This is a genomic window from Pseudomonas sp. RtIB026 (genome assembly GCF_016861355.2).
GTDB lineage: Bacteria > Pseudomonadota > Gammaproteobacteria > Pseudomonadales > Pseudomonadaceae > Aquipseudomonas > Aquipseudomonas peradeniyensis.
Window position 1 is genome coordinate 2,126,340 of the sequence record NZ_AP023348.2, and the last position, 23,643, is coordinate 2,149,982.

Annotated in this window: 20 protein-coding genes, 1 rRNA gene and 1 pseudogene; 14 read left to right on the plus strand and 8 right to left on the minus strand. The window is 64.3% G+C overall.

Translation table 11 applies throughout. From position 1 onward, the window contains the following. Positions 1 to 65 precede the first annotated feature (65 nt). The 10 genes and pseudogenes from rrf to PRtIB026_RS09645 all read left to right on the plus strand — a co-directional run bounded on the left by rrf (position 66) and on the right by PRtIB026_RS09645 (position 10,436). Positions 66 to 181: ribosomal RNA gene (gene rrf / locus PRtIB026_RS09600) — 5S ribosomal RNA — on the plus strand. Between the two features lie 429 nt (positions 182 to 610). Then, the gene (locus PRtIB026_RS09605; protein WP_023629316.1) at positions 611 to 2,254 is read left to right on the plus strand and encodes an acetolactate synthase large subunit; all 1,644 of its coding nucleotides are present in this window, start codon (positions 611 to 613) and stop codon (positions 2,252 to 2,254) included. Positions 2,255 to 2,530: 276 nt separating this feature from the next. Next, a pseudogene (locus tag PRtIB026_RS09610) lies at positions 2,531 to 2,842 on the plus strand (amine oxidase); the annotation flags it as partial. A 135-nt stretch (positions 2,843 to 2,977) separates the two neighbouring features. Further along, positions 2,978 to 3,874, plus strand: coding sequence for a nitrilase family protein (locus PRtIB026_RS09615; protein WP_203647720.1), 897 nt, complete (start codon positions 2,978 to 2,980; stop codon positions 3,872 to 3,874). A 93-nt stretch (positions 3,875 to 3,967) separates the two neighbouring features. Then, positions 3,968 to 5,035 (plus strand): hypothetical protein, encoded by a 1,068-nt coding sequence (locus PRtIB026_RS09620; protein ID WP_267813905.1) that lies wholly within the window; start codon positions 3,968 to 3,970, stop codon positions 5,033 to 5,035. Next, positions 5,032 to 6,009: an asparaginase gene (locus PRtIB026_RS09625; protein ID WP_203647719.1), complete on the plus strand. Its 978-nt coding sequence runs from the start codon at positions 5,032 to 5,034 to the stop codon at positions 6,007 to 6,009. Before PRtIB026_RS09620 ends, PRtIB026_RS09625 begins: the two co-directional genes overlap by 4 nt. Positions 6,010 to 6,093: 84 nt before the next feature. Next, a complete protein-coding gene (locus PRtIB026_RS09630; protein ID WP_203647718.1) occupies positions 6,094 to 6,648 on the plus strand; it encodes a UPF0149 family protein in 555 nt (184 codons plus the stop codon). 178 nt (positions 6,649 to 6,826) lie between these two features. Beyond that, the gene (locus tag PRtIB026_RS09635; protein WP_203647717.1) at positions 6,827 to 7,456 is read left to right on the plus strand and encodes a glutathione S-transferase family protein; all 630 of its coding nucleotides are present in this window, start codon (positions 6,827 to 6,829) and stop codon (positions 7,454 to 7,456) included. 18 nt (positions 7,457 to 7,474) lie between these two features. Then, positions 7,475 to 9,490 carry a pyridoxamine 5'-phosphate oxidase family protein gene (locus tag PRtIB026_RS09640; protein ID WP_203647716.1) on the plus strand — a complete coding sequence of 672 codons (2,016 nt, stop codon included), beginning with the start codon at positions 7,475 to 7,477 and terminating at the stop codon, positions 9,488 to 9,490. Between the two features lie 46 nt (positions 9,491 to 9,536). After that, on the plus strand, positions 9,537 to 10,436 hold the full coding sequence (locus tag PRtIB026_RS09645; RefSeq protein ID WP_203652698.1) for a LysR family transcriptional regulator: 900 nt from the start codon (positions 9,537 to 9,539) through the stop codon (positions 10,434 to 10,436). Positions 10,437 to 10,558: 122 nt separating this feature from the next. Here the strand turns inward: PRtIB026_RS09645 and PRtIB026_RS09650 are convergent, their stop codons facing one another. The 3 genes from PRtIB026_RS09650 to PRtIB026_RS09660 form a co-directional block, all read right to left on the minus strand. Continuing rightward, positions 10,559 to 11,977, minus strand: coding sequence for a PLP-dependent aminotransferase family protein (locus tag PRtIB026_RS09650; RefSeq protein WP_203647715.1), 1,419 nt, complete (start codon positions 11,975 to 11,977; stop codon positions 10,559 to 10,561). Positions 11,978 to 11,994: 17 nt separating this feature from the next. Next, positions 11,995 to 13,425, minus strand: coding sequence for a transporter (locus PRtIB026_RS09655; protein ID WP_203647714.1), 1,431 nt, complete (start codon positions 13,423 to 13,425; stop codon positions 11,995 to 11,997). 108 nt (positions 13,426 to 13,533) lie between these two features. Beyond that, positions 13,534 to 14,097, minus strand: a complete 564-nt coding sequence (locus PRtIB026_RS09660; protein WP_203647713.1) for a TetR/AcrR family transcriptional regulator — start codon at positions 14,095 to 14,097, stop codon at positions 13,534 to 13,536. 148 nt (positions 14,098 to 14,245) lie between these two features. Here PRtIB026_RS09660 and PRtIB026_RS09665 point away from each other — a divergent pair, with 148 nt between their 5' ends. Next, a complete protein-coding gene (locus PRtIB026_RS09665; RefSeq protein ID WP_267813778.1) occupies positions 14,246 to 15,034 on the plus strand; it encodes an SDR family NAD(P)-dependent oxidoreductase in 789 nt (262 codons plus the stop codon). A 16-nt stretch (positions 15,035 to 15,050) separates the two neighbouring features. Continuing rightward, positions 15,051 to 16,052, plus strand: a complete 1,002-nt coding sequence (locus tag PRtIB026_RS09670; RefSeq protein ID WP_203647712.1) for an NADP-dependent oxidoreductase — start codon at positions 15,051 to 15,053, stop codon at positions 16,050 to 16,052. Positions 16,053 to 16,085: 33 nt separating this feature from the next. On the opposite strand, the gene PRtIB026_RS09675 is transcribed toward PRtIB026_RS09670, so the two are convergent. The 3 genes from PRtIB026_RS09675 to PRtIB026_RS09685 form a co-directional block, all read right to left on the minus strand. Then, positions 16,086 to 17,390: a type II toxin-antitoxin system HipA family toxin gene (locus PRtIB026_RS09675; protein ID WP_203647711.1), complete on the minus strand. Its 1,305-nt coding sequence runs from the start codon at positions 17,388 to 17,390 to the stop codon at positions 16,086 to 16,088. Beyond that, entirely contained in the window at positions 17,387 to 17,764 is a 378-nt protein-coding gene (locus tag PRtIB026_RS09680; RefSeq protein WP_186599698.1) for a helix-turn-helix domain-containing protein, read from the minus strand. The genes PRtIB026_RS09675 and PRtIB026_RS09680 overlap by 4 nt, the downstream gene beginning before the upstream one ends. Positions 17,765 to 18,009: 245 nt before the next feature. After that, entirely contained in the window at positions 18,010 to 19,509 is a 1,500-nt protein-coding gene (locus PRtIB026_RS09685) for a PLP-dependent aminotransferase family protein (RefSeq protein ID WP_203647710.1), read from the minus strand. Between the two features lie 345 nt (positions 19,510 to 19,854). Between PRtIB026_RS09685 and PRtIB026_RS09690 the strand changes: the two genes are divergently transcribed. Beyond that, positions 19,855 to 20,325 (plus strand): GNAT family N-acetyltransferase, encoded by a 471-nt coding sequence (locus PRtIB026_RS09690; RefSeq protein ID WP_203647709.1) that lies wholly within the window; start codon positions 19,855 to 19,857, stop codon positions 20,323 to 20,325. 258 nt (positions 20,326 to 20,583) lie between these two features. Further along, complete coding sequence (locus tag PRtIB026_RS09695) at positions 20,584 to 20,904, plus strand: helix-turn-helix domain-containing protein (RefSeq protein ID WP_203647708.1); 321 nt, start codon at positions 20,584 to 20,586, stop codon at positions 20,902 to 20,904. Between the two features lie 39 nt (positions 20,905 to 20,943). On the opposite strand, the gene PRtIB026_RS09700 is transcribed toward PRtIB026_RS09695, so the two are convergent. Both PRtIB026_RS09700 and PRtIB026_RS09705 read right to left on the minus strand, forming a co-directional pair. Further along, positions 20,944 to 21,480 carry a Bro-N domain-containing protein gene (locus PRtIB026_RS09700; protein ID WP_203647707.1) on the minus strand — a complete coding sequence of 179 codons (537 nt, stop codon included), beginning with the start codon at positions 21,478 to 21,480 and terminating at the stop codon, positions 20,944 to 20,946. Between the two features lie 585 nt (positions 21,481 to 22,065). Further along, positions 22,066 to 23,316 carry a ribonucleotide-diphosphate reductase subunit beta gene (locus tag PRtIB026_RS09705; protein WP_050704266.1) on the minus strand — a complete coding sequence of 417 codons (1,251 nt, stop codon included), beginning with the start codon at positions 23,314 to 23,316 and terminating at the stop codon, positions 22,066 to 22,068. Positions 23,317 to 23,643: the final 327 nt, after the last annotated feature.

Here is a 23,643-nt window from a genome sequence, read left to right on the forward strand (position 1 = left end):
AACCACAAATATCGCATATCCGAATTGGCTGGAGTATCCATCTGGATGTTCTGGCAACAGAATTTCTTGACGACCATAGAGCATTGGAACCACCTGATCCCATCCCGAACTCAGCAGTGAAACGATGCATCGCCGATGGTAGTGTGGGGTTTCCCCATGTGAGAGTAGGTCATCGTCAAGATTCATTTCGCAAAACCCCTATCTGCGCGAGCAGGTAGGGGTTTTGTCTTTTCTGCGTTCCCAAATAAACACAGTCTCCCCCTGTAGGAGCGGCCTCGCGCCGCGAAAGGGCCGCAACGCGGCCCCGGCGATATCAGCGTGATGCACAAATCCTGGGTCTGCTACGCAGCCCTTTCGCGGTACAAGGCCGCTCCTACACAGGCATCCGTTTGCTGACGATCACGCAAATATCCTTTGCTCGTCGGCTACCTCACATCGCCTCGTCACAGGTGCGACAATATTGCCGTCACAATTACGTGACTTCCCCGTACCTACCCTGCGTCAAGGCTTAGGTTCGGGGCAATCCTGGCACCCGGACCGAGCGATGCCAGCGTACCGTGCTGCGCATTTCTGGACTTTCACCGTCCTATTACTTGAGGTTAGAAGCAAGATGGCCAAGGCCGCCGATGTCGTTGTGCAATGCCTGGAAAACGAAGGTGTCGAGTATGTGTTCGGCATTCCCGGTGAGGAAAACCTCGACCTGCTCGAGTCCCTGCGCAAGTCGAAGATCAAGCTGGTACTGACCCGCCACGAGCAATCCGCGGGCTTCATGGCCGCCACCTACGGCCGCCTGACCGGCAAGACCGGCGTCAGCCTGTCGACCCTCGGCCCTGGCGCGACCAACCTGGTGACCGCCAGCGCCTACGCCTACCTGGGCGGCATGCCGATGATGATGATCACCGGCCAGAAGCCGATCAAGAAGTCCAAGCAAGGCCGTTTCCAGATCATCGACGTGTGCGGCATGATGGACCCCATCACCAAGTACACCCACCAGTTCGCCTCGGCCGACAACATCCCTGCGCGCATGCGTGAGGCCTTCCGCCTGGCCGAAGAAGAGAAGCCGGGCGCCGTGCACCTGGAGCTGCCGGAAGACATCGCCGCCGAGCAGACCGATGCGCTGCCGATCCCGCGCAGCCTGCACCGTCGCCCGCTGGCCGAACACGTGGCCATCGAAGCCGCCGTGCAGAAACTGCAGAACGCCCGCAACCCGATCCTGGTGATCGGCGCCGGCGCCAACCGCAAGATGACCGCCAAGGTCCTCAAGCAACTGATCGACAAGACCGGCATCCCGTTCATCACCACCCAGATGGGTAAAGGCGTGGTCGACGAGCGCCACCCGCGCTTCCTGGGCAACGCCGCGCTGTCGTCCGGTGACTTCGTTCACCGCGCTGTCGAAGCCGCCGACCTGATCGTCAACATTGGTCACGACGTGATCGAGAAGCCGCCGTTCTTCATGGTCCGTGGTGGCACCGAAGTCATTCACGTCAGCTTCCGCTCGGCTGAAGTCGATGCCGTGTACTTCCCGCAGGTGGAAGTGATCGGCGACATCGCCAACGCCGTGTGGCAGATCAGCGAAGCGCTGACCGACACCAGCCACTGGGACTTCACCCGCCTGATGGCCATCCGTGAAGCGAACGAAGCGCAGATCGCCGAAGGCGCCGATGACAACCGCTTCCCGGTCTACCCGCAGCGCATGGTCGCCGACATCCGTCGCGCCCTGCCGTCCGAAGGCATCGTCGCCCTGGACAACGGCATCTACAAGATCTGGTTCGCCCGCAACTACAAGGCCCACAAGCCCAACACCGTGCTGCTGGACAACGCCCTGGCGACCATGGGCGCCGGCCTGCCATCGGCCATGGCCTCGCACCTGGTGTACCCGGATCGCCCGGTCATCTCGGTATGCGGCGACGGCGGCTTCATGATGAACAGCCAGGAGCTGGAAACCGCGGTACGTCTGGGCATGCACATCACCGTGGTGATCCTGCGTGACGACGGCTACGGCATGATCCGCTGGAAGCAGGCCAACATGGGCTTCACCGATTTCGGCTTGGACTACGGCAACCCGGACTTCGTCAAATACGCCGAAGCCTACGGTGCCAATGGCCACCGCGTGGAAAGCGCCGAAGGCTTCCTGCCGCTGCTCGAGCACTGCATCAAGACCCCGGGCGTGCACGTGATCGACTGCCCGGTGGACTACAGCGAGAACGACCGCATCCTCAACAGCGAGCTGCGTGAGCGCGCGCTGGCGGTCTAAACGCTGACGACCCATCGCGGGACAAGCCCGCTCCCACGCTATCCGTTCCCACTGCGCTAATACAGGCCTGTGGGAACGGGGGGCGTGGGAGCGGGCTTGCCCCGCGATAGCGTCAGTTCAGACAACGACACACACAGCACCACCATACACATCTACCCATCCCCACCTCCCTGCTCTCGGCATGCTCAGGCTCTTCACCACCCTGAGAACCCGAAACCATCACCATCAGATCAACGCAAAATCTCCTGCGCCCATGTCGTTGAGCCGCCCTTTGGCATCGATCTTGGAAACACCCGCATACAAAGATGAATGACAGACAGGAATGCACTTGGCTGTGCGAAATTGTACCGGGCGGGCGCCTATTACGAGGCGGTAAGCCTGATGAAGTACAACCGCGACCTGAGTGCCCATTCAGGGCTCTACCTCGCCGGGGAGTCTTTCTCTGTCGATGCCGGTTGGACCGAGCCGTGTCTGCGTACTGCCATCGACACCGTGATCAACCTCTGCAACAACACCGGCGCACGTTTCAAGGGGGGCTTCAGCCTGGAGCACTATCCGCATTATCAGGTACCTCGACAGGCGCTTTGAAACAACTTTGTAGGAGTGCTCCTCCAGGTATTTTCGCAATCTCCCTCAGTTCCAGAGGATTCCGCTGACTGTCGTCCCTTATGCCATGCCCGTTCTACTGGCGGCCTTCCACAACAACCAGAACAGGAAGCCGCCATGCAGGAACACACCACTCCCGTCAGCCCCGTACGCATTGCCGTCATCCAGTACGATCCGCAGGTCGGCCTGGACCATTGCGATGGCAACCTGAGCCGTGGCTTGGCCCTGGCCCGCCGCGCCGCGCGTGAAGGGGCCAACCTGATCGTGCTGCCGGAGCTGGCCAACACCGGCTACACCTTCAACTCCCGCGCCGAGGCCTATGGTCACGCCGAGTCGCTGGAGGATGGGCGATGCCTGCAGGCCTGGGCGGAGTTCGCCCGTGAGCAGCAGGTGTATCTGGCCGCAGGCTTCGCCGAGCGTGACGGCCTCAAGCTCTTCGACAGCGCCGTGCTGTTTGGCCCGCAGGGGCGGCTCGGGCATTACCGCAAGGCGCACCTGTGGAACCAGGAAAAGCTCTGGTTCACGCCAGGGGACCTGGGCTTCCCGGTATTCGAAACGCCCATCGGCCGCATCGGCCTGCTGATCTGCTGGGACATCTGGTTCCCGGAGGTGCCACGGCTCATGGCGGCGCAGGGCGCCGACATCATCTGCAGCCTGAACAACTGGGTCTGGACACCGCCGCCGCTGTTCGACGAGGCCGGACGCTGCATGGCCTCGTACCTGACAATGACCGCGGCCCACGTCAACAATGTCTACATCGCCGCCGCCAATCGCATCGGTCGCGAACGGGGCGGGCGCTTCCTCGGTTGTTCGCTGATTGCCGGCACCAACGGCTGGCCTATCGGCGAGGTGGCCAATGCCGAGGAGGAGTGCGTCCTCTATGCCGACGTCGACCTCAGCGCCGCCCGCTCGGCGCCGATCTGGAACAGCCTCAACGACCTGCCGCGTGACCGGCGCACCGACCTCTACGACGCCACCCTGGGGTATCGGCTGCATGCGCCGATGCCACGTTGAGGAGGCGTCATGGAACAGCGCCTTTCCTTACCGCGACAACGGTCGTCGTCGCTGATTCTCCTGGGCCTCGCGCTGCTTTGCGTTGCCAGCCTGATGTTGGGTGGATGGCCCGATTATGCGCAGCTCGTCGCAACCCTCGACCAGCCGCTGAGCAGACTGCGCTGGATTGTCGGTGATATCAGCGAGGTCGCCTTCTACAAGCACGAGTTGCCGGCACTGGGGCTGCTGCTGGGGGCGAGCCTCGCGCATTGGGCCCAGCAGCGCGGATATCGCTGGCAAGGCTTTGCCATCTGCTACGGCACCGGGCTGTGGCCCTGGCTGATCATCAGCTCGCTGCTTGGTCTGCTGCTCAGCCATGCGTTGTGGGGCTGGACGCTGGACGGTGGTGCCTGGCAGCCGACCTTCGTCGCCTTTGTCTCGTTACCGGCGGCCATGGTCCTGCTGTTTGGCGGCGGTTGGCGCGTCACGATCAATGGCGCGCTGCTCGGTGCCGTGCTGGTGACGCCCGCCAGCCTGCTGCTGGTCAACTACCTGTGCTACCCGCTGCAGTTGCCGGTGGTGATCGGCAATGTCAGTGGCATGGCCCTGGCCAGTATGCTGGCGTTCCTGCTGTGCAAGCGCTTCCCGACGTTGGTTCGCGATGGGCAGCGTCCTGAGGTCGTAGCGACGGCCAGCAAGCCGGACTATGGTGTGGTCTGGACCCTGCGTCGGGTACTGGCCGATTTCAGCGAGGCGCCGTTTTTTGGCAATGAACTGGCCAGCCTCGGCTTGCTGCTGGGCGTGTTGCTGGCTTATGTATTGGCCCCGGCGGCACCGGCCTACGGATCGCAACTGGTGCTGCAGATGGTGGCTGGGCAGGCATTGGCATCGTTGGTCGGTGTGCTGTTCTGGCGGCGGCAATGGCAAGAACGGGGCTGGTATCCGACCTATATTCCCATCGTGTCGATCGTGCCCGCCGCCGTGCTGACACTGGGCGGCAGCTGGCAGGTGATCGTCGCCAGCGCCGTGCTCGGCGCGCTGATCGCGCCACCGCTTGCCGTGGCCATCAGCCAGCGCTTGCCGGGCTACATGCACGGCTATATCGGCAATGTCCTGTCCATGGCCATCAGCACCCTGGGCATCGTGCCCCTGGTCGGCCTGCTTGCGGGAGGTAACCCATGACAGCACCACGTGTTTCGATCGCCAGCCTGGGCGGCACGGTCAGCATGCAATCCGGGGCGCCGGGGCAGGGGGTGACACCCCGGCTCGATTGCGCCGCGCTGTTGGCGTCCCTGCCGCAACTGCAGGCACTGGCACAGATCAGTACCGCCACGTTATGCCTGGTGCCGAGCGCCTCGCTGGCGTTCAGCGACATGCTGAACGCGCTGGCCTGGGCAAGCGCGCAAGTGCAAGCGGGGGCCCAGGCCGTGGTCCTCACCCAAGGCACCGATACGCTGGAGGAGACCGCGTATTTCCTCGACCTGCTCTGGCCCCATGACATCCCGCTGATCATGACCGGCGCCATGCGTTCGGCCAGCCAACCGGGCGCGGATGGTCCGGCGAACCTGCTGGCGGCAGTGCAGGTGGCGATAGCCGATGGTAGCCGGGGGCGTGGCGTGCTGGTGGTGATCAACGACCAGATCCACCAAGCCGCACGGGTACGCAAGACTGCCAGCCTGGCAATGGCGGCCTTCGAGTCGCCCGGCACAGGAGCGATAGGGGAGGTCGTGGAGGGCCGCCCAATTTATCGCCAGGCTGCCACGCCACGGCGGGTGTTGCCCCTGCCGGTGCAGGTGGATCACCAGGTCGTCCTGCTGGAGGCCTGTCTCGATGCCGATACGAGGCTGCTGCAAGCGCTCGGAGGCCTGGGCTATTCAGGGCTGGTGGTTGCCGGATTTGGCGCCGGCCATGTTTCCGAAGCCTGGGCCGAGGCGTTGGGGAGCATCGCCGGCAACATGCCGGTGATCATCGCCACCCGCACCGGCAATGGCCCGACAGCCCAGGGGACCTATGGATTCATCGGCGGTGAGATCGACCTGCAGGCCCGGGGCCTGCACATGGCCGGCTGGCTCTGCCCGCGCAAGTGCCGACTCTTGCTGTGGCTGCTGATCGGCAGCGGGCGGCAGGCCGACCTGGCGCACTGGCTGCAGCAATAGCCCGATGCCCGTTCCCTTGATGGGAGCGGGCAGGCGTTGCCTGTGCTAGGGTGCACGCAAATTTCCACCCTAGGACACCCGCCCATGCTCCCCGCGCTCAGCGAAAAAGAACTCGATCGCCTCGAAGACCTGCTGATGACCTACGGCAACGACTATTCGGTGCTCAACCTCGCCGAACTCAACGGCTTCTTCACCGCTTTGGCCAGTTCCCCCAGCAAGGTCAACCCTGAGCAATGGCTACCCGCTGTCTCCGGCGGCAAGGTGCCGAAGTTCAAGAAGCCCGCCCATGAAGAGGCCTACACCGCGCTGATGCTGCGTTACGCCAGCCAGGTGGCGGAAGAGTTGGCCGACGACATTGAGCACTTCGAACCGCTGTTCGAGGAAGGCAAAGGCGAAGAGGGCCCGACGATCATTCTCGAGGAATGGTGCTTCGGCTACATGCGCGGTACCCAGGTAGCCGAGTGGAGCGAGCTGCCGCCGGAGCAGGATCGTCTGCTCAAGGCCATTTCCCTGCATGGGCTGGAAGACAATTTCGAGCTGCTCGATTCGATGAGCTTCGATGAGCATCAGGCCTGTGTGCCGCTGGTGGTCGAGGCGGCGCGAGGGCTGTATCAGTACCAGAAACAGCACGGTCATTGAGATCGTAATCGCGGGCGCGTGGGAGCGGCGATGCGGCGACCCGACTTGCCCCCGCAATCGTGATTATTCCACCTGCCGAAATACTGGATTGCTCCCAGCACTGATTCTGCTGCCAGCCGATCCAGTGCAGCATGTCCTCCAGCAGCGCCACTCCCGGCGCTGATCCGGAGCCCTGCACATGCCAAGCCCGATCAAGCTGTACAACTTCCCCAAGTCCGGCCACGCCCATCGCATCGAGCTGATGTTGTCGCTGCTCGGACTGCCCACCGAACTGGTCTTCGTCGACCTGGCCAAGGGCGAGCACAAGCAACCCGAGTTTCTCGCCATCAACCCCTTCGGCCAGGTGCCGGTGATCGATGACAACGGCATCGTCATCGCCGACTCCAACGCCATCCTGGTCTACCTGGCCAAGGCCTACGGCGGTGAGCGCTGGTTGCCTGCGGATCCGCTCGGTGCCGCCCGTGTGCAGCGCTGGTTGTCGGTGGCGGCGGGTCCCCTGGCCTTCGGCCCGGCGGCGGCACGCCTGGTGACGGTGTTCGGTGCCTCGTTCAACACCGACGAAGTCATCGGTCGCGCCCACACCCTGCTCAAGGTGATCGACGCCGAACTGGCCGAGGGCCCGTTCCTGGTCGGTAGCCAGGCGACCATCGCCGATATCGCCAATTACTCGTACATCGCCCACGCGCCGGAAGGCAACGTGTCGCTGGAGCCGTACCCCAACGTGCGCGCCTGGCTGGCCCGTATCGAGGCGCTGCCGGGCTTCGTGCCGATGCCACGTACGGTCATCGGTTTGCAGACCACGCTCTGACTCCCGAGGGATGCCGCCATGCAATCGCCCTGGCATGCAGGTGAAAAACAGCTGCAGGAGCACGTCGGTGTTGCAGAGCGCATGGAGGCGTTCGGGCAGAAGGTCATTCGTGACTACATGCCCGACCAGCATCGCACGTTCTACCAGCAGCTGCCGTTCATGGTGGCCGGTACCGTGGACGCCGCAGGCAAACCCTGGGCGACGCTGCTCGAAGGCCCGGAAGGCTTCGTCAGCTCGCCCGATCCACGGCAACTGTTGATCGGCGCCGATCTCGCCAGCGACGATCCGGCCACGCCTGGCCTGGTGGCGGGTGGCGCCATCGGCCTGCTGGGGATCGAGCTGCACACGCGGCGGCGCAATCGCCTCAATGGCCTGATCCGCCGAGCCAGCGCCGGCCAGTTGGAGGTGGTGGTCGAGCAATCCTTCGGCAACTGCCCGCAGTACATCCAGCTGCGCGAGTACACCCGCGTCGACGAGCCGCCGCAGGGGCGACGGGATTCAGCGGCGCTCGATGCCGCGACCCGCGCCATCATCGAAAGCGCCGACACCTTCTTTGTCGCCAGCTACGTCGATCAGGACGCTGGCCAGCGCTCGGTGGACGTCTCCCATCGCGGTGGCCGGCCTGGTTTCGTCAGGGTCGAGGGCAATCGCCTGACCATTCCCGACTACGCCGGCAACCTGCATTTCAATACCCTCGGCAATCTGCTGGTCAACCCGGTCGCCGGCCTGCTGTTCGTCGACTTCACCACGGGCGATGTGCTGCAGGTTTCCGGGCGTACCGAGGTCATGCTCGACAGCCCGCTGATCAGCGCCTTCGAAGGCGCCGAGCGGATCTGGACCCTGGACATCGAGCAGGTGGTGCTGCGCCGGGCTGCCGTGTCGCTGCGCTGGGCCTTCCAGGAATACGCACCCACCAGCCTGATGACCGGCACCTGGCGCGAAACCGAGCAGCGCCTGCAACAGCGCGAACGGCAGCGCCAGTGGCTGACCTGGCGGGTACTGCGCATCGAGCAGGAGAGTCGCGATATCCGCTCGTTCCATCTGCAACCCGAGGATGGCGCCGCGGTGGCCTTCGCCCCTGGTCAGCATATTCCCGTGCGTTTGCGCATCGATGGGGAGGCGCCGCTGATCCGTACCTACAGCCTGTCCAGCGCGCCGTCCGATGGCTTCCTGCGCATCAGCGTCAAGGCGCAGGGGCCGGCGTCACGCTATCTGCACCAACAGGTGAAGGTCGGCGATCGTCTTCAGGTGCGCCAGCCCACGGGCAGCTTCACCCTGGATCAGCAGAGCGACCGGCCCCTTGTGCTGATCGGCGCGGGCGTCGGCATCACCCCGTTGATCGCCATGCTCCGCGAGCAATTGGCCAGGGGGCAGGGGCGGCGAATCCATCTGTTCCATGGCGGGCGCACACTGGCCGACATGCCGTTCCAGCAGGAGCTTGCCGCGCTCCAGCAACAGGCCAATGGCTTTCTGAGCATCCATCGTGCCCTGAGCCAGCCCGAACCTTCGGCCGTGCCAGGGCATGACTACCAATTCGCCAGCCGCCTGGGCATCGAGCAGGTCAAGGCCACGCTGGCATTGGATGACTACGACTTCTACCTCTGCGGCCCGGCCAGCTTCACCCAGGACCTGTACGAAGGCCTGCGCGGCGTGCATGTGCCCGACGCCCGCATCCATGCCGAAGCCTTCGGCCCCTCGACCCTGCGCCGCCACACCGACGACAACCAGCCGACGCAGCAACAGCCCCCTCCCGCCAGCGAGCCGGTGCCGGTGTACTTCGCCAGCTCCGCCAAGGAAGCGCGTTGGGCGCCGGACAGCGGCACGCTGCTGGAACTGGCAGAAAGCCGTGGCCTGTCGCCGGACTTCAGTTGCCGAGGGGGCTCTTGCGGTACCTGCAGGACCAAACTGGTCAGCGGCCAGGTCCACTACCAGAACCCGCCCGCCGAATTGCCCGAGCCCGGCAGCGTGTTGATCTGCTGCGCTATCCCCGCCCAGGCCGAGGGCGGCGTGCAGCCCCTGGTACTGGAGCTCTAGCGTGACCACGGCGATAATCGCCCCACGACAACGCGTGGGGCGCGGCATGGACCAGATCCACCTGATGAAAGTGTTCGTGGCCGTGGGCGAGCTGGAAAGCTTCGCCGCCGCCGCCCGTCGCCTGGCCATCTCGCCGGCGGCGGTGACTCGCGCTGTCAGCGCCCTGGAGGACCAACTCGGGGTCAAGCTGCTGCTGCGCACCACCCGCAGCGTGCGCCTGACCGAGGCCGGCGGGCGCTATCTGGAAGACACCCGGCATATCCTCGCCAGCATTATCGAAGCCAACGAAGCCGCCGCCGGCATCAACGCCGCGCCCAAGGGCGACCTGGCGGTGACCGCGCCGATCCTGTTCGGCAAGAAGTTCGTCATGCCGTGCATCGTCCGTTACCTGCAGCAGTACCCCGAGGTGGATGTGTCGGCGTACTTTCTCGACCGCGTGGTGAACCTGGTGGAGGAGGGCATGGATGTGGCGGTGCGCATCGGCCAGCTGCCCGATTCGGGCCTCAAGGCGTTGCGCGTGGGCAGGATGCGCCGGTTGCTGTGCGCCTCGCCCGAGTACCTCGAACGCCACGGCACGCCGCGCCATCCCTCGGAATTGCAGAAGCACGAAGTCATCGCCGCCGGGACCCTGTCACCGCGCACCGACTGGCGCTTCGGCGCCATCGACGACCCGACGCTGATCCGCATGAAGCCGCGCCTCACCGTGACCAGCAACGACGCCGCCATCGCCGCGGCCAGTGCCGGGCTCGGGATTGCCCGGCTGCTGTCGTACCAGGTGGCGGATGAAGTGGCGGCCGGGCGCTTGCAGGTGATCCTGGCCGAGTATGAAGAGGCGCCCTGGCCGATCCATATCCTGCATCGGGAGAGTAAATATGGCTCGACCAAGGTGCGGACCTTTATCGATATGTTGGCCGAGCATTTGCGCAGCCAGGTGCATCTGGCCTGATCCAGATAGCTGGGGCTGCTGCGCAGCCCTTTCGCGGCACAAGGCCGCTCCTACACGGGAGCGTGCATCTCTCTGTAGGAGCGGCCTAGTGCCGCGAAAGGGGCGCAAAGCGCCCCCAGCAATCAAGCGCCTGAAAGCGCCGCACACTCCGCCAGCACCCTCAACCCGCCCATCACCTGCGGCGTGATCACCCGCCCCAGGCACACCCGCAACCCAGTGCCACACTCCCCATCGGCAAAGAACATCCCGCTGGCGCCGACATTGCAGCCACGCTCCGCCGCAAGCCGTTGCAGCACCAGCATGTCCGTCCCTTCCGGCAATTCGACCCAATGGATAAACCCGCCCTGCGGCGCCACATACCGTGTCCCCGCCGGAAACACCGACTGCACCAGCGTCGCCATCACCTCGGTCTGCGCTACCAGCCGCCCGCGCAGCTTCGCGCAGTGCTCGTCCATGTACCCCCGCCCGATAAACTCATCCAGCACCCGCTGCGCCAGGCTCGACACCGCCAGGTTACGCGAAAACATCTGGGCCAGGATCGCATCCCGGTACCGTCCGGCCACGCACCAGCCCACCCGGTACCCCGGCGCCACGGTCTTGGAGAACGACGAGCAATAGATCGTCTGCCCGGTCTCGTCGTAGTGCTTGATCGCCTTGGGTCGCTGCGCCTCGTCCACCAGGTCGAAGAAGATATCGTCCTCGATGATCGGCACATCCGCTGCCTGCGCCAGCTGTGAGAGCCGTGCCCGCGCCGCGTCGGGCATGATGAAGCCCCGTGGGTTCTGTAGCGTCGGGTTGAGGAACACCACATCGACCTTCCCGCGCTTGAGGGCCCATTCCAGGTGCTCGAGGTCCATGCCGCTGTCGGCGTGGGTGCGGATGGGCAGGGCGCGCATTCCCAGGCGTTCGATGGTCTGCAGGATGCCGTAGTAGGTGGGCGTTTCGATGGCCACCGTGGCCCCCGGCCGGGCGACGGCTTCGAGGGCCAGCTCCAGGGCCACGGTGTCGCCCGAGGTCACCAGGATATCGTCCGGCCCGCAGGCCACGCCGCGTTGCAGCATCAGCCCGGCGATGCGTCGGCGCAGCGAGGCCAGGCCGGGTGGGGCGATCAGCCCGGCCAGCGCCAGATCGGCCTTGCTCGCCAGGGAGGCCAGGCATCTGCTCAGCAGAACCTGGGGCGCCAGTTCGTCATGCAGCACCGCCGAGCTCAGCGAAAGCGTGGTGTTGCTGGCCGCCTGGGCAAGCATGGCGACCACCGCGTGGTCTACGTTGACGGTGACGCTGGCCAGGTCGAACCCCTGCACCTGGGCCGCGCCCTTGGCGACGAAATAGCCCACCCGTGGCGTGGCCTGCACATAGGCATTGGCCTCCAGCTCCGCCAGTGCCCGTTGCACGGTGGCGATGCTGCTGTCGAACAGCCGCGCCAGTTCACGCACCGAAGGCAATTGCATGCCGCTGGGCCATTCGCCGCTGTCGATCTGGCGCAGCAGCCAGGCGTTGACGGTGTGCCAGCGTTTGTCGGGCTTGGGGTTCCGGTCCATGGGGGCCTTGTGTCGTCTCAGGCGGGGGCTCCGGAAAGGTAGAGCAAAACCACGCCGGTTGCAGCCACGATGACGATGTTCAGCAGCACCAGGGCAAAGCCGAAGCGGATCAGCCCGTGCTCTTCCTCACGGTTGGCCCCGGCCAGCCCGATGATCAGCGACAGGATCGACAGCGAGCCCAGCGCGCCATGCCCGGCGGCGCTGTTGACCATCGCCGCCAGCCACGGGCCGTGGACCGTGGACAGCGCGGCGATGGAGGGCATCATCAGCGTGTTGCCGCCGACATTGGAGCCGGTGACATAGCCGGCCAACCCCGCCAGCAGCGACACCGTCGACGCCAGCGACACACCGGACAGCGCCTGCAACGCCCGTTGCGCCTCGACCAGGAAGCCGGCCTTGACCATCACCTGCGACAGCAGCAGGAACAGGAATATTGTCGCCACCGGGAACCGCGCCCGCGTGACCAGCGCCTGCCACGGAAAGCCCGTGCCCTGGCGCCCGACCATCATCAGCACCACCAGCAGCAAGGCCAGCCCCGGCGAAGCCAGTGGCTTCCACGACACGTTGGTGCCATGCACCACCCATAGCCCGTCCCACCCCGACAGCAGGAACAGCCCCCGCGAGATGATGATCACCGTCAGCAGGGCCAGGTACGGCCATGCCGCCTGCGGCCAGCGCACCAGCGCCCCGCGCCGCGCCCAGGACATCCCCAGACCCACGCCGGCCACCGCCAGCCCGGCCAGCACGCCCGATGCCTCCGGCCCGATCCAGTGGTTGACCGCATACAGCACCGTGCTGAACAGCAGCGAGACCAGCGCCAACCCCAGCCATGCCTGCAGGCTGCGAATCCCCGCCAGCACCAGCGCCACGGCGGCCAGGCCGAGGAACACCGGCGCGCTGACCAGCGCCGAATGGCTGCCCAGTTCCTGCGCCGGCACATGGGCCAGCAGCGCGCCGATCACCGTGGCCAGCCCCAGCGTGCCCCAGGGCATCACCACCATGCCGGCCAGCGCCATCTTCATGCCGACCTGACGCGAGAACAGCCCCATCAGCAGCGGCACCGTGGCGATCAGCGATACGCCGAACCCGGTCATCGCCTCCAGCAGCGGCGCCAGGCCCAGCACGATGAAGATCACCTGCATCGGCGGCGTCCAGCCCAGCTCCCGCACCCAGACGCCGATTGCCTGCGGGGCGTTGGCGCGTTCGACCAGGATGACGAAGGCCAGCCCAGGAACGATCACGCAGGCGGTGCTGAGGAACAGGATAAGCGTGTCTTGCAGGATGGCGCCGGACACCGCCGCCGACAGCGGCTGCGCGGCGCCCAGGCCCCACAGCAGCAGGACACCGGCCACGCCGGCCAGCGCGGCCTGCACGGGTGGGCGGCGCAGCAGCAGGATCAGGGCGATCACCAAGCCAATGGGGGACATTTGCAGCAGCAGGGCAGCCATGATGCGGGTTCCTTCAGCCATCCAGGGGGTGAGGTGGAGGGTGAAGGGCGGGCGCCTGCTGAAACAGATACAGCGCCTGGGCGATTTTCAATACAGCTCGGGGCGGGGTTACTGCGGTGTCAGCAACCGGTCCCGGCAGGCCTGGAGAATGTCGTCCGCGAGCGGCGAATCGTCCGGGCAGGCGCGGGAGAGCGTGATGGCGCCCACCAGGGTGGCGATCACGCCCAGGCGCCGGGCGCGTTCGGCCTGCTCGTCGGCGGTATCCGTCGGCTCGCTGGCGGCCTGGAGCGTTGCCAGCAAGCGCTCGAGCCCGTCGGCAAACACCGCCTTCACGGCGTCGGGCTGGCGCGCGGCATCGCTGGCCAGCGCCGCCAGGGTGCAACCTGAGGCCGGGTTGTCGCGGTGCTCCCTGGAGAGGTACTGGCGCAGGTAGTCCGCCACACCGCCACTGTCGGTGCCGGAGGCGTTCTGCGACAGCCCGCAGGCCGCCGCCTCGGCCATGAGGTCGGCCTTCGAGCCGAAATGCTTGTAGAAGCCGCCATGGGTGAAACCGGCGACCGCCATCAACTCGGCGACGCCGACCCCGTCATAGCCCCGCTGGCGGAACAACGAGGACGCCGTCTCGACGATATGGGCGCGGTTGGCCTGGGCTTGTGCCTTGGTGACTTTCATGGCGGATGACTCCTGCGCCGTGGGGATGAGGTTCATCATACATTGATGTCAGTCATCATCAAAATGTTGACATAGTTAGATGATGGCCGTAATCATAAATGCCAGGCCCACCCCGATCGGGTGTCGCCACCCACCTTGAGGATTTGCCATGAGTGCCTTGCCTACCGTTCTCGTCACCGGTGCCTCCAGCGGTATCGGCGCCACCTATGCCGAACGCTTCGCCCAGCGTGGTCACGACCTGGTGCTGGTCGCCCGCGACCAGGCGCGCCTGGAGACCCTGGCTGCCCGCCTGCGTGAGCACTTCGCTGTCGCCGTCGAGGTGCTGGTCGCCGACCTCACCCAGGCCGATGCCCTTGCTCGGGTCGAAGCGCGGTTGCGTGAAGACTCGCGTATAGGCGTGATGATCAACAACGCCGGGCAAGGCCAGTCAGGGGGCTTTCTGGGGCAGGATGGCGCAAGCCTCGAGCGCCTGATCGGCCTGAACGTCACCGCCGTCACCCGCTTGGCTGCCGCCATTGCGCCGCGCCTGGCCGAGCAGGGCACTGGCGCGATCGTCAACATCGGCTCGGTGGTGGGTCTGGCGCCGGAACTGGGCATGACCGTGTATGGCGCCACCAAGGCGTTCGTGCAGTTCCTGTCCCAGGGGCTGGCGCTGGAGCTGGGGCAGAGGGGGGTCTATGTGCAGGCCGTGCTGCCGGCCGCGACCCGCACCGAGATCTGGTCGCGTTCCGGGCTGGACATCAACACGCTGCCAGAAGTGATGGAGGTGGAAGACTTGGTCGATGCTGCGCTGGTGGGTTACGACCGCCGCGAAGCGATCACCATTCCACCCTTGCAACATGCCGAGCGCTGGGCTGCGTTGGATGGCACCCGGCAGTTACTGATGGGTGACCTGCGCCAATCCTTGGTTGCCGAGCGCTATCGCAATGCGCAGTGAGTTGCGGGAGACCTCAATGAAAGCTTTCATCATTGATCGTTATGGCAAGGATGTCGTCGGGCGTATCGCCGAAATGCCCGTGCCCACCCTGGGGGATGACGATGTGCTGGTGCGGGTCCACGCCGCCGGGGTGAACGCCCTGGACGTGAAACTGCGTAACGGCGAGTTCAAACGGGTGCTGCCGTACCGCTTGCCGCTGATCCTGGGCAACGACCTGGCTGGCACCGTGCTGCGCGTGGGCGCCCGTGTTACCCGCTTCAAGCCCGGCGACGAGGTCTATGCACGGCCTGGGCAGGCACGCATCGGCAGTTTTGCCGAACAGATTGCCGTCACCCAGCAGGCGTTGGCGCGCAAGCCCGCCAACTTGAGCATGGAGCAGGCCGCCGCGCTGCCCTTGGTGGCCTTGACCGCTTGGCAGGTATTGGTGGAAACCGCCCAGCTCAAGCCGGGGCAGAAGGTGCTGATTCATGCGGGCTCCGGTGGCGTGGGCAGCATCGCGATCCAGTTGGCCAAGCACTTGGGGGCGTTCGTCGCCACCACGACAAGCACGGGCAATGTCGAATGGGTGAAGGCCTTGGGCGCGGATGAGGTCATCGATTACAAGCGCCAGGATTTCACCCGGGAATTGCGCGACTACGATGTGGTGCTCAGCGGGTTGGAGGCAGGCACCTTGGAGCGCTCGGTGCAGATTCTCAAACCGGGTGGCCAGCTGATTTCCATTTCCGGGCCGCCCACGCCTGAGTTCGCGGCCGAGCAAGGGATGGCTTGGCCATTACGGCAGGTACTTCGCCTGCTCAGCCGCCGCATCCGCAAGCGTTGTGAGGCCTTGGGCGTGCGCTATCGGTTCGTGTTCATGCGCGCCGATGGTCGACAGTTGGAGGACATCACCCGGCTGGTGGAGGAGGGGATCCTGACGCCGGTACTCGACCAAGTGTTCGCCTTCGAGGCTACCGAACAGGCGTTGGCGGCGGTGGCAGGTGGGCGGAGCAAGGGCAAGGTGGTGGTGCGGGTGGCTTGAGCTGCGTGTCCAGCCCTCGGGAGGGGCGTTTATTCAAAGCCCCTCGCCAAGATACAGGCGGTGTACTTCACCGATTCGCTTACTGGCTGAGGTTGGCACCCCAGCGTCCTGGGCAAACTGCGGCCATTGTGCGACGGCTTCGCAGACTTCCTTGATGATCCGCCGTGCGTCCATGCCACGCACTTGGCTGGCAACGCTTAACAGATCGTCGAGGGTGAAGTCGTCGCGTTTGCCGTTCACGGTCATCTGGTGGGTATCGACCCAGAAGCTGCCAGGCAGGTAGGAATAGGACACGTCATACGCCGGCGTCAGGTACCAGGTGCCGTCGGTGTCCATCATGAAGGCCGTGTTCTTGGTGTGGTCGTCCTGGTTGCGTGCCACCAGGTTGAAGACCATGCGGCGGTAGAACTGTTCGGCGCCGTCGCGGGAAATCCGCAGTGCGCGCATCACCGCGAAGGCCTCGGCATAGGAGTATTGGCCAGGCTTGCGGAAGTCGGCGTGGTCGAGTGCGCACAAGGTCGCCACGTGGATCTTTTCACCTTCGGTCGTGCGGTCGAAGCGCCGGGTCATGAAGTGAGCGCGTCCACCTTCCTCCAGCAATCGGCACTCGGTCATGGTGATCCCGGCCGCCCTGGCCATCAGGTGGTAGGCGTACTCGATGCGCCCATAGCCTTGCGAATCAGCCAGTACGGTCGAGTCCTTGGCCACGTCAAACTTGAGCAGCCAGTACTCGAAACCCGGCGGCGCGGTGACCTGGCCCGAACGGATCTCGCCTTCGGCATTCATGGCGATCACCGCCTTGGCCCGGGCGCCGCCGGCGCTGGTACCGATCTGGATGAGGTGCTGCAGGGCGCTGTCGTCCAGCGATGGGTCCTTGGCATCCAGGCGCTCGGCGATCGATTCGCGTTCGGACAACACCTCGCTGGCCAGGCGCACCAGGGCATCGATATGGATGCTCTCCCCCTTGTCCCGCTCGGTGGCCATCGCCGGACGATATTCCAGGGCGCCCATGCCGCGCTTGCCCTGGTACAGCAGGCGTTCGACCGGGGTAAACGTTGCCTTGTCACGCCCCTGTTGGGCCAGCCAGGCATCGATCAGTGCGTTGCCGAAATCATCGGGCAGGGAATCGGCGAGGATCGAGGGCAGGCCCTTGAAGGTTTCGCGGTCCAGCCCCTGGAACACGTAGGTGTAGTCCTGGCGCAAGGGCATGTGGACCGGCGAGATCTCAAGGCCGGTCCTGACGAACTCGGGGGTGTATTCGAACTCTCCGATCTGGGTCTGAGTGTTCCAGTTGAGCGCGCCTACATACACATCCCAGAGATAGATCCGTGCAATCACCAGCTGTCATCCTTGTCGGGTTTCGGGCCACCAATGAGCGTGGGCTTGCCGATAGGCGTCCTGATTCCGTGTTCAGGCGCCGGCGGTGTAGCCCGTGTGACAGTCGCCCGCATCCGCTGCTTGCCCTGCATTTTTGCCAGTTGCACGGGGCTGGTCCTGACGTCCTCGATGAGGGAGGCGAGACGATCAAGCTCTCCCAGCACCCTCAGGACGGCAATCACGTTCACCAGGGTGCCTTTGCCTGCCGTGAGCTTGCGGTAGGTCTCCCGGGAAATCCCGGCTTCATGGGCGACGATGTCCTGGCCAATATTACGCTTCAGGCGGATAGCCTCAATGCGTTGGCCGATCTCGTTGGCGATAGCGTCGTCAGTCATTGATATGGCTTTCATAACGCCTGGGATCCTATGCTTAAAACGCCGTTATTGACCTGCATGCCTAGGATTCTAGGCTTTGTATGGTCCACTTGAAAGGAAAATCCGCTACTCGATAAAGACTAGTTTTCTAGGCGTTGATGGTGCATTTTGGTTTTTTTGCCAAGAATTCTAGGCGTTGTCTGATCCTGGTTTTCGCGGTGGATTTCAGCGATTGGTTTACCACATTTCGTTTCGCGCAGAACGGGCTACCGCATCGAACGTCCCGAAGTGACCAGACCTGCCAACACCTTCTCCAGTTTCACCACCGCCTCCCTCATCTCAGCGGGTGTCAGTGCCGCAAACCCCATCAGCAAGCCGGCATCGTTCCTCGGCACCGCGTACAAGCTGCCCAGCCCCAACAGATCGATCCCTACTCCGCGTGCCGCCCTGACCACGGCGTCTTCAGGCAAGCCCTGCACGAAATGGCAGGGCATCTGCAGCCCGCCGGCGGGCACCTGCGGCACGAGAAACGCCCCCAGGTGCCTGCGCAGCAGATCCGCCAGTACATCCCGCCGCTCGGCGTAGAGCGCGCGCATGGCCCGCACATGGGCGTTGAAGTGGCCACCCTCCATGAACCGGGCCAGGGTCAGCTGGGCGATGGAGGCGTTATGTCCGTCCTGCAGCGTGCGAGCGGCGGTCATCGGCGTGACGAGCTGGGGCGGCAGCAGCAGGTAGCCGATGCGCAGGCCGGCGAACAGCGATTTGGTGAAGGTGCCGATGTACAGCGTGCGGTCGTGTGGGTCCAGGCCCTGCACACAGGCGGTGGGGCGGCCGGCGTAGTGGAACTCGCTGTCGTAGTCGTCCTCGATGATCCAGGCCTGTTGCTGGCGGGCCCATTCGATCGCCAGCAGGCGCCGGTCCAGCGCCAGGGTCGCGCCGGTCGGGTATTGGTGCGAAGGGGTGAGGAACACCGCCCGGGCATCCGGCGCCAGCCGGGCCATGGCGTCCACCTGCAGGCCATGCTCGTCCACCGGGACCGGCACGCATGCCAGGCCGGCGGCGGTGACAGCCTTGCGGGTGCCCTGGTACAGCGGGTCCTCGACCAGCACCTGGTCGCCTGCGTCCATGAGCACCTGGGCGCACAGGCCAAGGGCCTGTTGCGAGCTGGTGAGGATCAGGATGCGCTCGGCGGATGCCTGGGCCCCGCGTTCGAGGTTGAGGTAGTCGGCGATTGCCCTGCGCAACGGGGCCATGCCCTGCGGCTCGCTGTGTTCCAGCGCCCGCGTGCCGTATTCCTTGTACACCTGTCGTTCCAGCTTCTCCCAGATGGCCAGGGGGAAATGCCGGGTTTCGGCCACGCCCGGAGCGAAGGGGCGGGGCGACTGGAAGTTGTGGACGCCACCGCTGTGCAACAGCGCTTCACCACGGCGGCTCAACTGCACGGGGGCTTCGGTGTGTGCCGGACGCTGGCGCTTGCGCGACGGCAGGCAGCGCGCCCGTTGCGACACGAAGCTGCCACTGCCCACGCGCCGCTCGATAAAGCCTTCGGCGTGCAACTGGCTGTAGGCCGACTCCACGGTATCCCGCGATACGCCCAGGGACTGGGCCAGCGGGCGCGAGGCGGGCAACGCCTTGCCCACCGGCAGAGCGTCGTCGAGGATCAACTGACGGATCGCCCGTTGAATACGCACATGCAAGGCCAGCGCGGCGTGTGCGGGGTCGTTGATCCAGGCTTTCACCGATTCCAGCTGCGCGTGTTTGAACATTGGCCTGATTCCCTGGCTGATGGACCTGATTAATGGCTGCCAATGCCGGGGCCGCTTCGCGCCCCTTTCGCGGCACAAGGCCGCTCCTACAAGGGACCGCGCCCTCCTGTAGGAGCGGCCTTGCGCCGCGAAAGGGCTGCAAAGCAGCCCCGGCAATCCCAAGCCTTACGCTCATCCACAACCCCAAAATGGTCTGGTAACAACCGAACGATTGGCAGGTAAAAACCAACCATTTATCCGCTATAAAACCCAAGCCCGCAAGCAACCACCAAGGAAGGCAAGCGCTACGGGCAGGCCGGCCCCCTCACTCATCCACACTGCGTTGCCCAAAAAGGGGTTCCACCAATGACCACCACCCAACTACCTGTCTTCATCCGCGAAGTGAAGCAAACCGACCTCCAGCCCTGGCTCGACTACTGGTCGCAATACCAGGCCTTCTACCAGGTAGACCTGGGCCCAGCCATCACCGAGCGCACCTGGGCCCGCTTCTTCGACCCGGCCGAGCCCATGCACTGCGCCGTGGCCACCGACGGCGAGCGGCTCTTCGGCTTCGTCCACTATGTGTTCCACCGCTCGACCTGGGGACGCAACGACTTCTGCTACCTGGAAGACCTCTTCGTGTGCCCGAGCGCCCGGGGGCGGATGGTCGGCAAGCAACTGATCGAGTTCGTCCAGGACAAGGCCCGGCAGCAGCAGTGCGACCGGCTGTACTGGCATACCCAGGAGACCAACCGGACTGCGCAGCGGTTGTATGACTGGATTGCCGAGAAACCGGGGGTGATCGAGTATCGGATGCCGTTGGATGTTGCTCACTAAGGCTATTGTGCTACGTCCATTGTGAGCGGATAAGGGCGTGGGAGCGGGCTTGCCCCGCGAAGGGGAGCACCGGCTTTGCGGTGCAATCTCCTACGGCGCAGCGCCGCTCCCACGCCCCAGTCATCCGAAATCTTCCTTCGAAAACTGCCTGAGTCTTACGGCGTTGTCAGACCATTCAGAAAGACGAACCCCTCCCTGGCAGAGGAGTTATTAATCCAATATTTTGTGTCTTAACTGCGATTTATTGAGTTAACACACATGAAGTTGGATTTAAGTCTTACCAAACCCTGCGAACTCATGAGGGCCTTGTGCGAGCGCTTGCGCACCGAGCGGCTCGCTCAACAGATGTCGCAAGCGGAAGTGGCTGCTCGTGCTGGCATCGGCACCAATACCGTGTCCAACCTTGAAACGGGACGAAATGTCGGTTTTGAAAATCTGATCCGAGTGGCGATGGTTCTAGGTCGAAGAAAAGAGCTTGAGGCGTTGTTTTTGCCGAAGGTGGAGTGCATAGCCGACATCGCTCGCTATGAGCTTGGTGCCAAGCGCCAGCGCATCCGGAAGAAATCAGGGCAGGATTGAACAGGGCTGCATGGCAGCCCTTTCAGGGGATCGCAGGGTTCAATCGCCAACCCCGTGCAACCGCAACGCCCGCTGCGCACATTCCTTCCAGCTCAACTTGCGCCGCTCGGGCACCACCACGGGCCTCTCCGCCGCCATCACCACCGGCATATCCCGCATCCGTACCCAAGGCTCACTCTGCCAATACAACAGACTCGCCGTATGCCCACCCGGCCAGCACATCCTGCCCAGGCGCGGCAGGTCTTCCAGCGCCGAGTCCTGCCCATCGCGCAGCACCGCCACCACCTCGTGGGTCAGCCAGTGGCGCAGGTGGCGGTTTTCCGGAATGTGATGATGGGCCAGCAGGGTATAGGCCCCGGACTCGCTGACCATGGTGGTCTCGCTGTACTGGCCGTAGCGCAGCAGCTGCACGGTGCGATGCTGGTCCGGGTCGAGCTTGCGGATGCAGTGTTCGTCGAAGAAGCGTCCGGTCATCCGGCCGAGTTCGTGGGCGCAGAACCAGGCCTGGGATTCGAGCCAGAGGGTGTGGAGGGGACGGTTGTGGCGGGTGAAGAGGGTGGTGGAGTAGTGGTCCATGATGGGCTATCCAAAGTCAGGAGAGCCGTTTCTAACGGGAACGGGATTCCGCTGCGTGAGCGTTCTTAGCGCTTGGAGAAATTAGCGTGATTTGCTGGTGGTAAAAAGTGGCAAATCTGTAGGGCGTTTCTTGATTTGATATCAGATGTTTGAGGGCATTTGAGTGCTATTGCATGAGGGCCACCAAGTGTTCGCCGAAAGCCTTGTGGCGCCTATCAGATCGAGCGCCGCCCGCGCGGCGCATCGCGGCACAAGGCCGCTTCTACATCTGTTTCGGGCCAGTTATGCCTGTTAGCGGGGCGGCGCCTGCCTTGGTGCATGTCTTGAGTCATGTGGGGCGGGGGTAAGGCACACGCTGAAACCGCGTCGTGCCAACAAGGCGGACCAGGTGATGGCGCAGGAGAAACTGGCCCGAAACAGATGTAGGAGCGGCCTTGTGCCGCGATGCGCCGCGCGGGCGGCGCTCGATCTGGTAGGCGCTACAGGATCCCCGACGAACACCTTTCGGCCCTCACGCAAACACTTTGAAAGCGAACGCAATAAAAAAGGCTGCCCGAGGGCAGCCTTCTGGAGTGGCCGGACAAATTAGTCCCAGCTCAACGCCCCGCCAGTCTGATACTCAATCACCCGAGTCTCAAAGAAGTTCTTCTCCTTCTTCAAGTCCATAATCTCGCTCATCCAAGGGAACGGGTTAGTCGTCCCCGGATACTCTTCCTTCAACCCAATCTGGGTCAGTCGACGGTTGGCAATGAACTTGAGGTAGTCCTCCATCATCGCCGCATTCATGCCCAGCACACCGCGTGGCATGGTGTCACGGGCATATTCGATCTCCAGCTGGGTACCCTGCAGGATCATCTGGGTAGCCTCTTCCTTCATCGCGGCATCCCACAGGTGCGGGTTCTCGATCTTGATCTGGTTGATCACGTCGATGCCGAAGTTCAGGTGCATGGACTCGTCGCGCAGGATGTACTGGAACTGCTCGGCGACGCCGGTCATCTTGTTGCGGCGGCCCATGGAGAGGATCTGGGTGAAGCCGCAGTAGAAGAAGATGCCTTCCAGCACGCAGTAGTAGGCGATCAGGTTGCGCAGCAGCTCTTTGTCGGTCTCGACGGTGCCGGTGTTGAACTCCGGGTCCGAGATGGCGCGGGTGTACTTCAGGCCCCAGGCGGCTTTTTTCGCGACCGACGGGATCTCGTGGTACATGTTGAAGATCTCGCCTTCATCCATGCCCAGCGACTCGATGCAGTACTGGTAGGCGTGGGTGTGGATCGCCTCTTCGAAGGCCTGGCGCAGGATGTACTGACGGCACTCGGGGTTGGTGATCAGACGGTACACGGCCAGGGCCAGGTTGTTGGCCACCAGGGAGTCGGCGGTGGAGAAGAAGCCGAGGTTGCGCATCACGATGCGGCGCTCGTCTTCGGTCAGGCCGTCCATGCTCTTCCACAGGGCGATGTCGGCGGTCATGTTGACCTCTTGCGGCATCCAGTGGTTGGCGCAGCCGTCGAGGTACTTCTGCCAGGCCCAGTCGTACTTGAACGGTACCAGCTGGTTGAGGTCGGCGCGGCAGTTGATCATGCGCTTTTCGTCAACGGCGACACGGGCCGAGGAGCCTTCCAGCTCGGCCAGGCCTTCAGCGATATCCAGGGCGTCCAGCGCAGCCTTGGCGCGCTTGACGGCGTCGGAGTCGGCGGCGGTGGCGGCACGGGCTTCCAGGGCGGCGGCACCGCCGGCGCTGTCGAGCTTGTCGAGGGTGGTGGCGGCTGCGGCCTGCGCGGGGGTGTTGCCTTTGGCGGCGACTTCACCGTCTTCTTTGTCGAATTCGTCCCAGCTCAGCATGGTCCTGGCTCCTGCTAGAGGGTTGCGCGGGGCAACCGGTTGGATTTTGAAGTGATGCCTGTACGGCGCGACGCCAACAGGCGCTGCGGCAAGCAGTGAGAGCGGGCTCTCGTCACGTTTGAAGGTGTTCGGGTCGGCGCCTGGCCTGCACTCGGGCGAGGGGGCAGGGCACCTGGAAGCTGTACGGCAACGATAAAACCTGCGGTGTGGCCCGGGGGGGCTTGCTTCACGCAGTCGATCATTGGCTCATCCCTTTTTGGGGCCGCGAAGTATACCGGAAATCACTTTGGATCGGGGCGGCGCAGGAGGCGCAAGGCGGTAAATTTT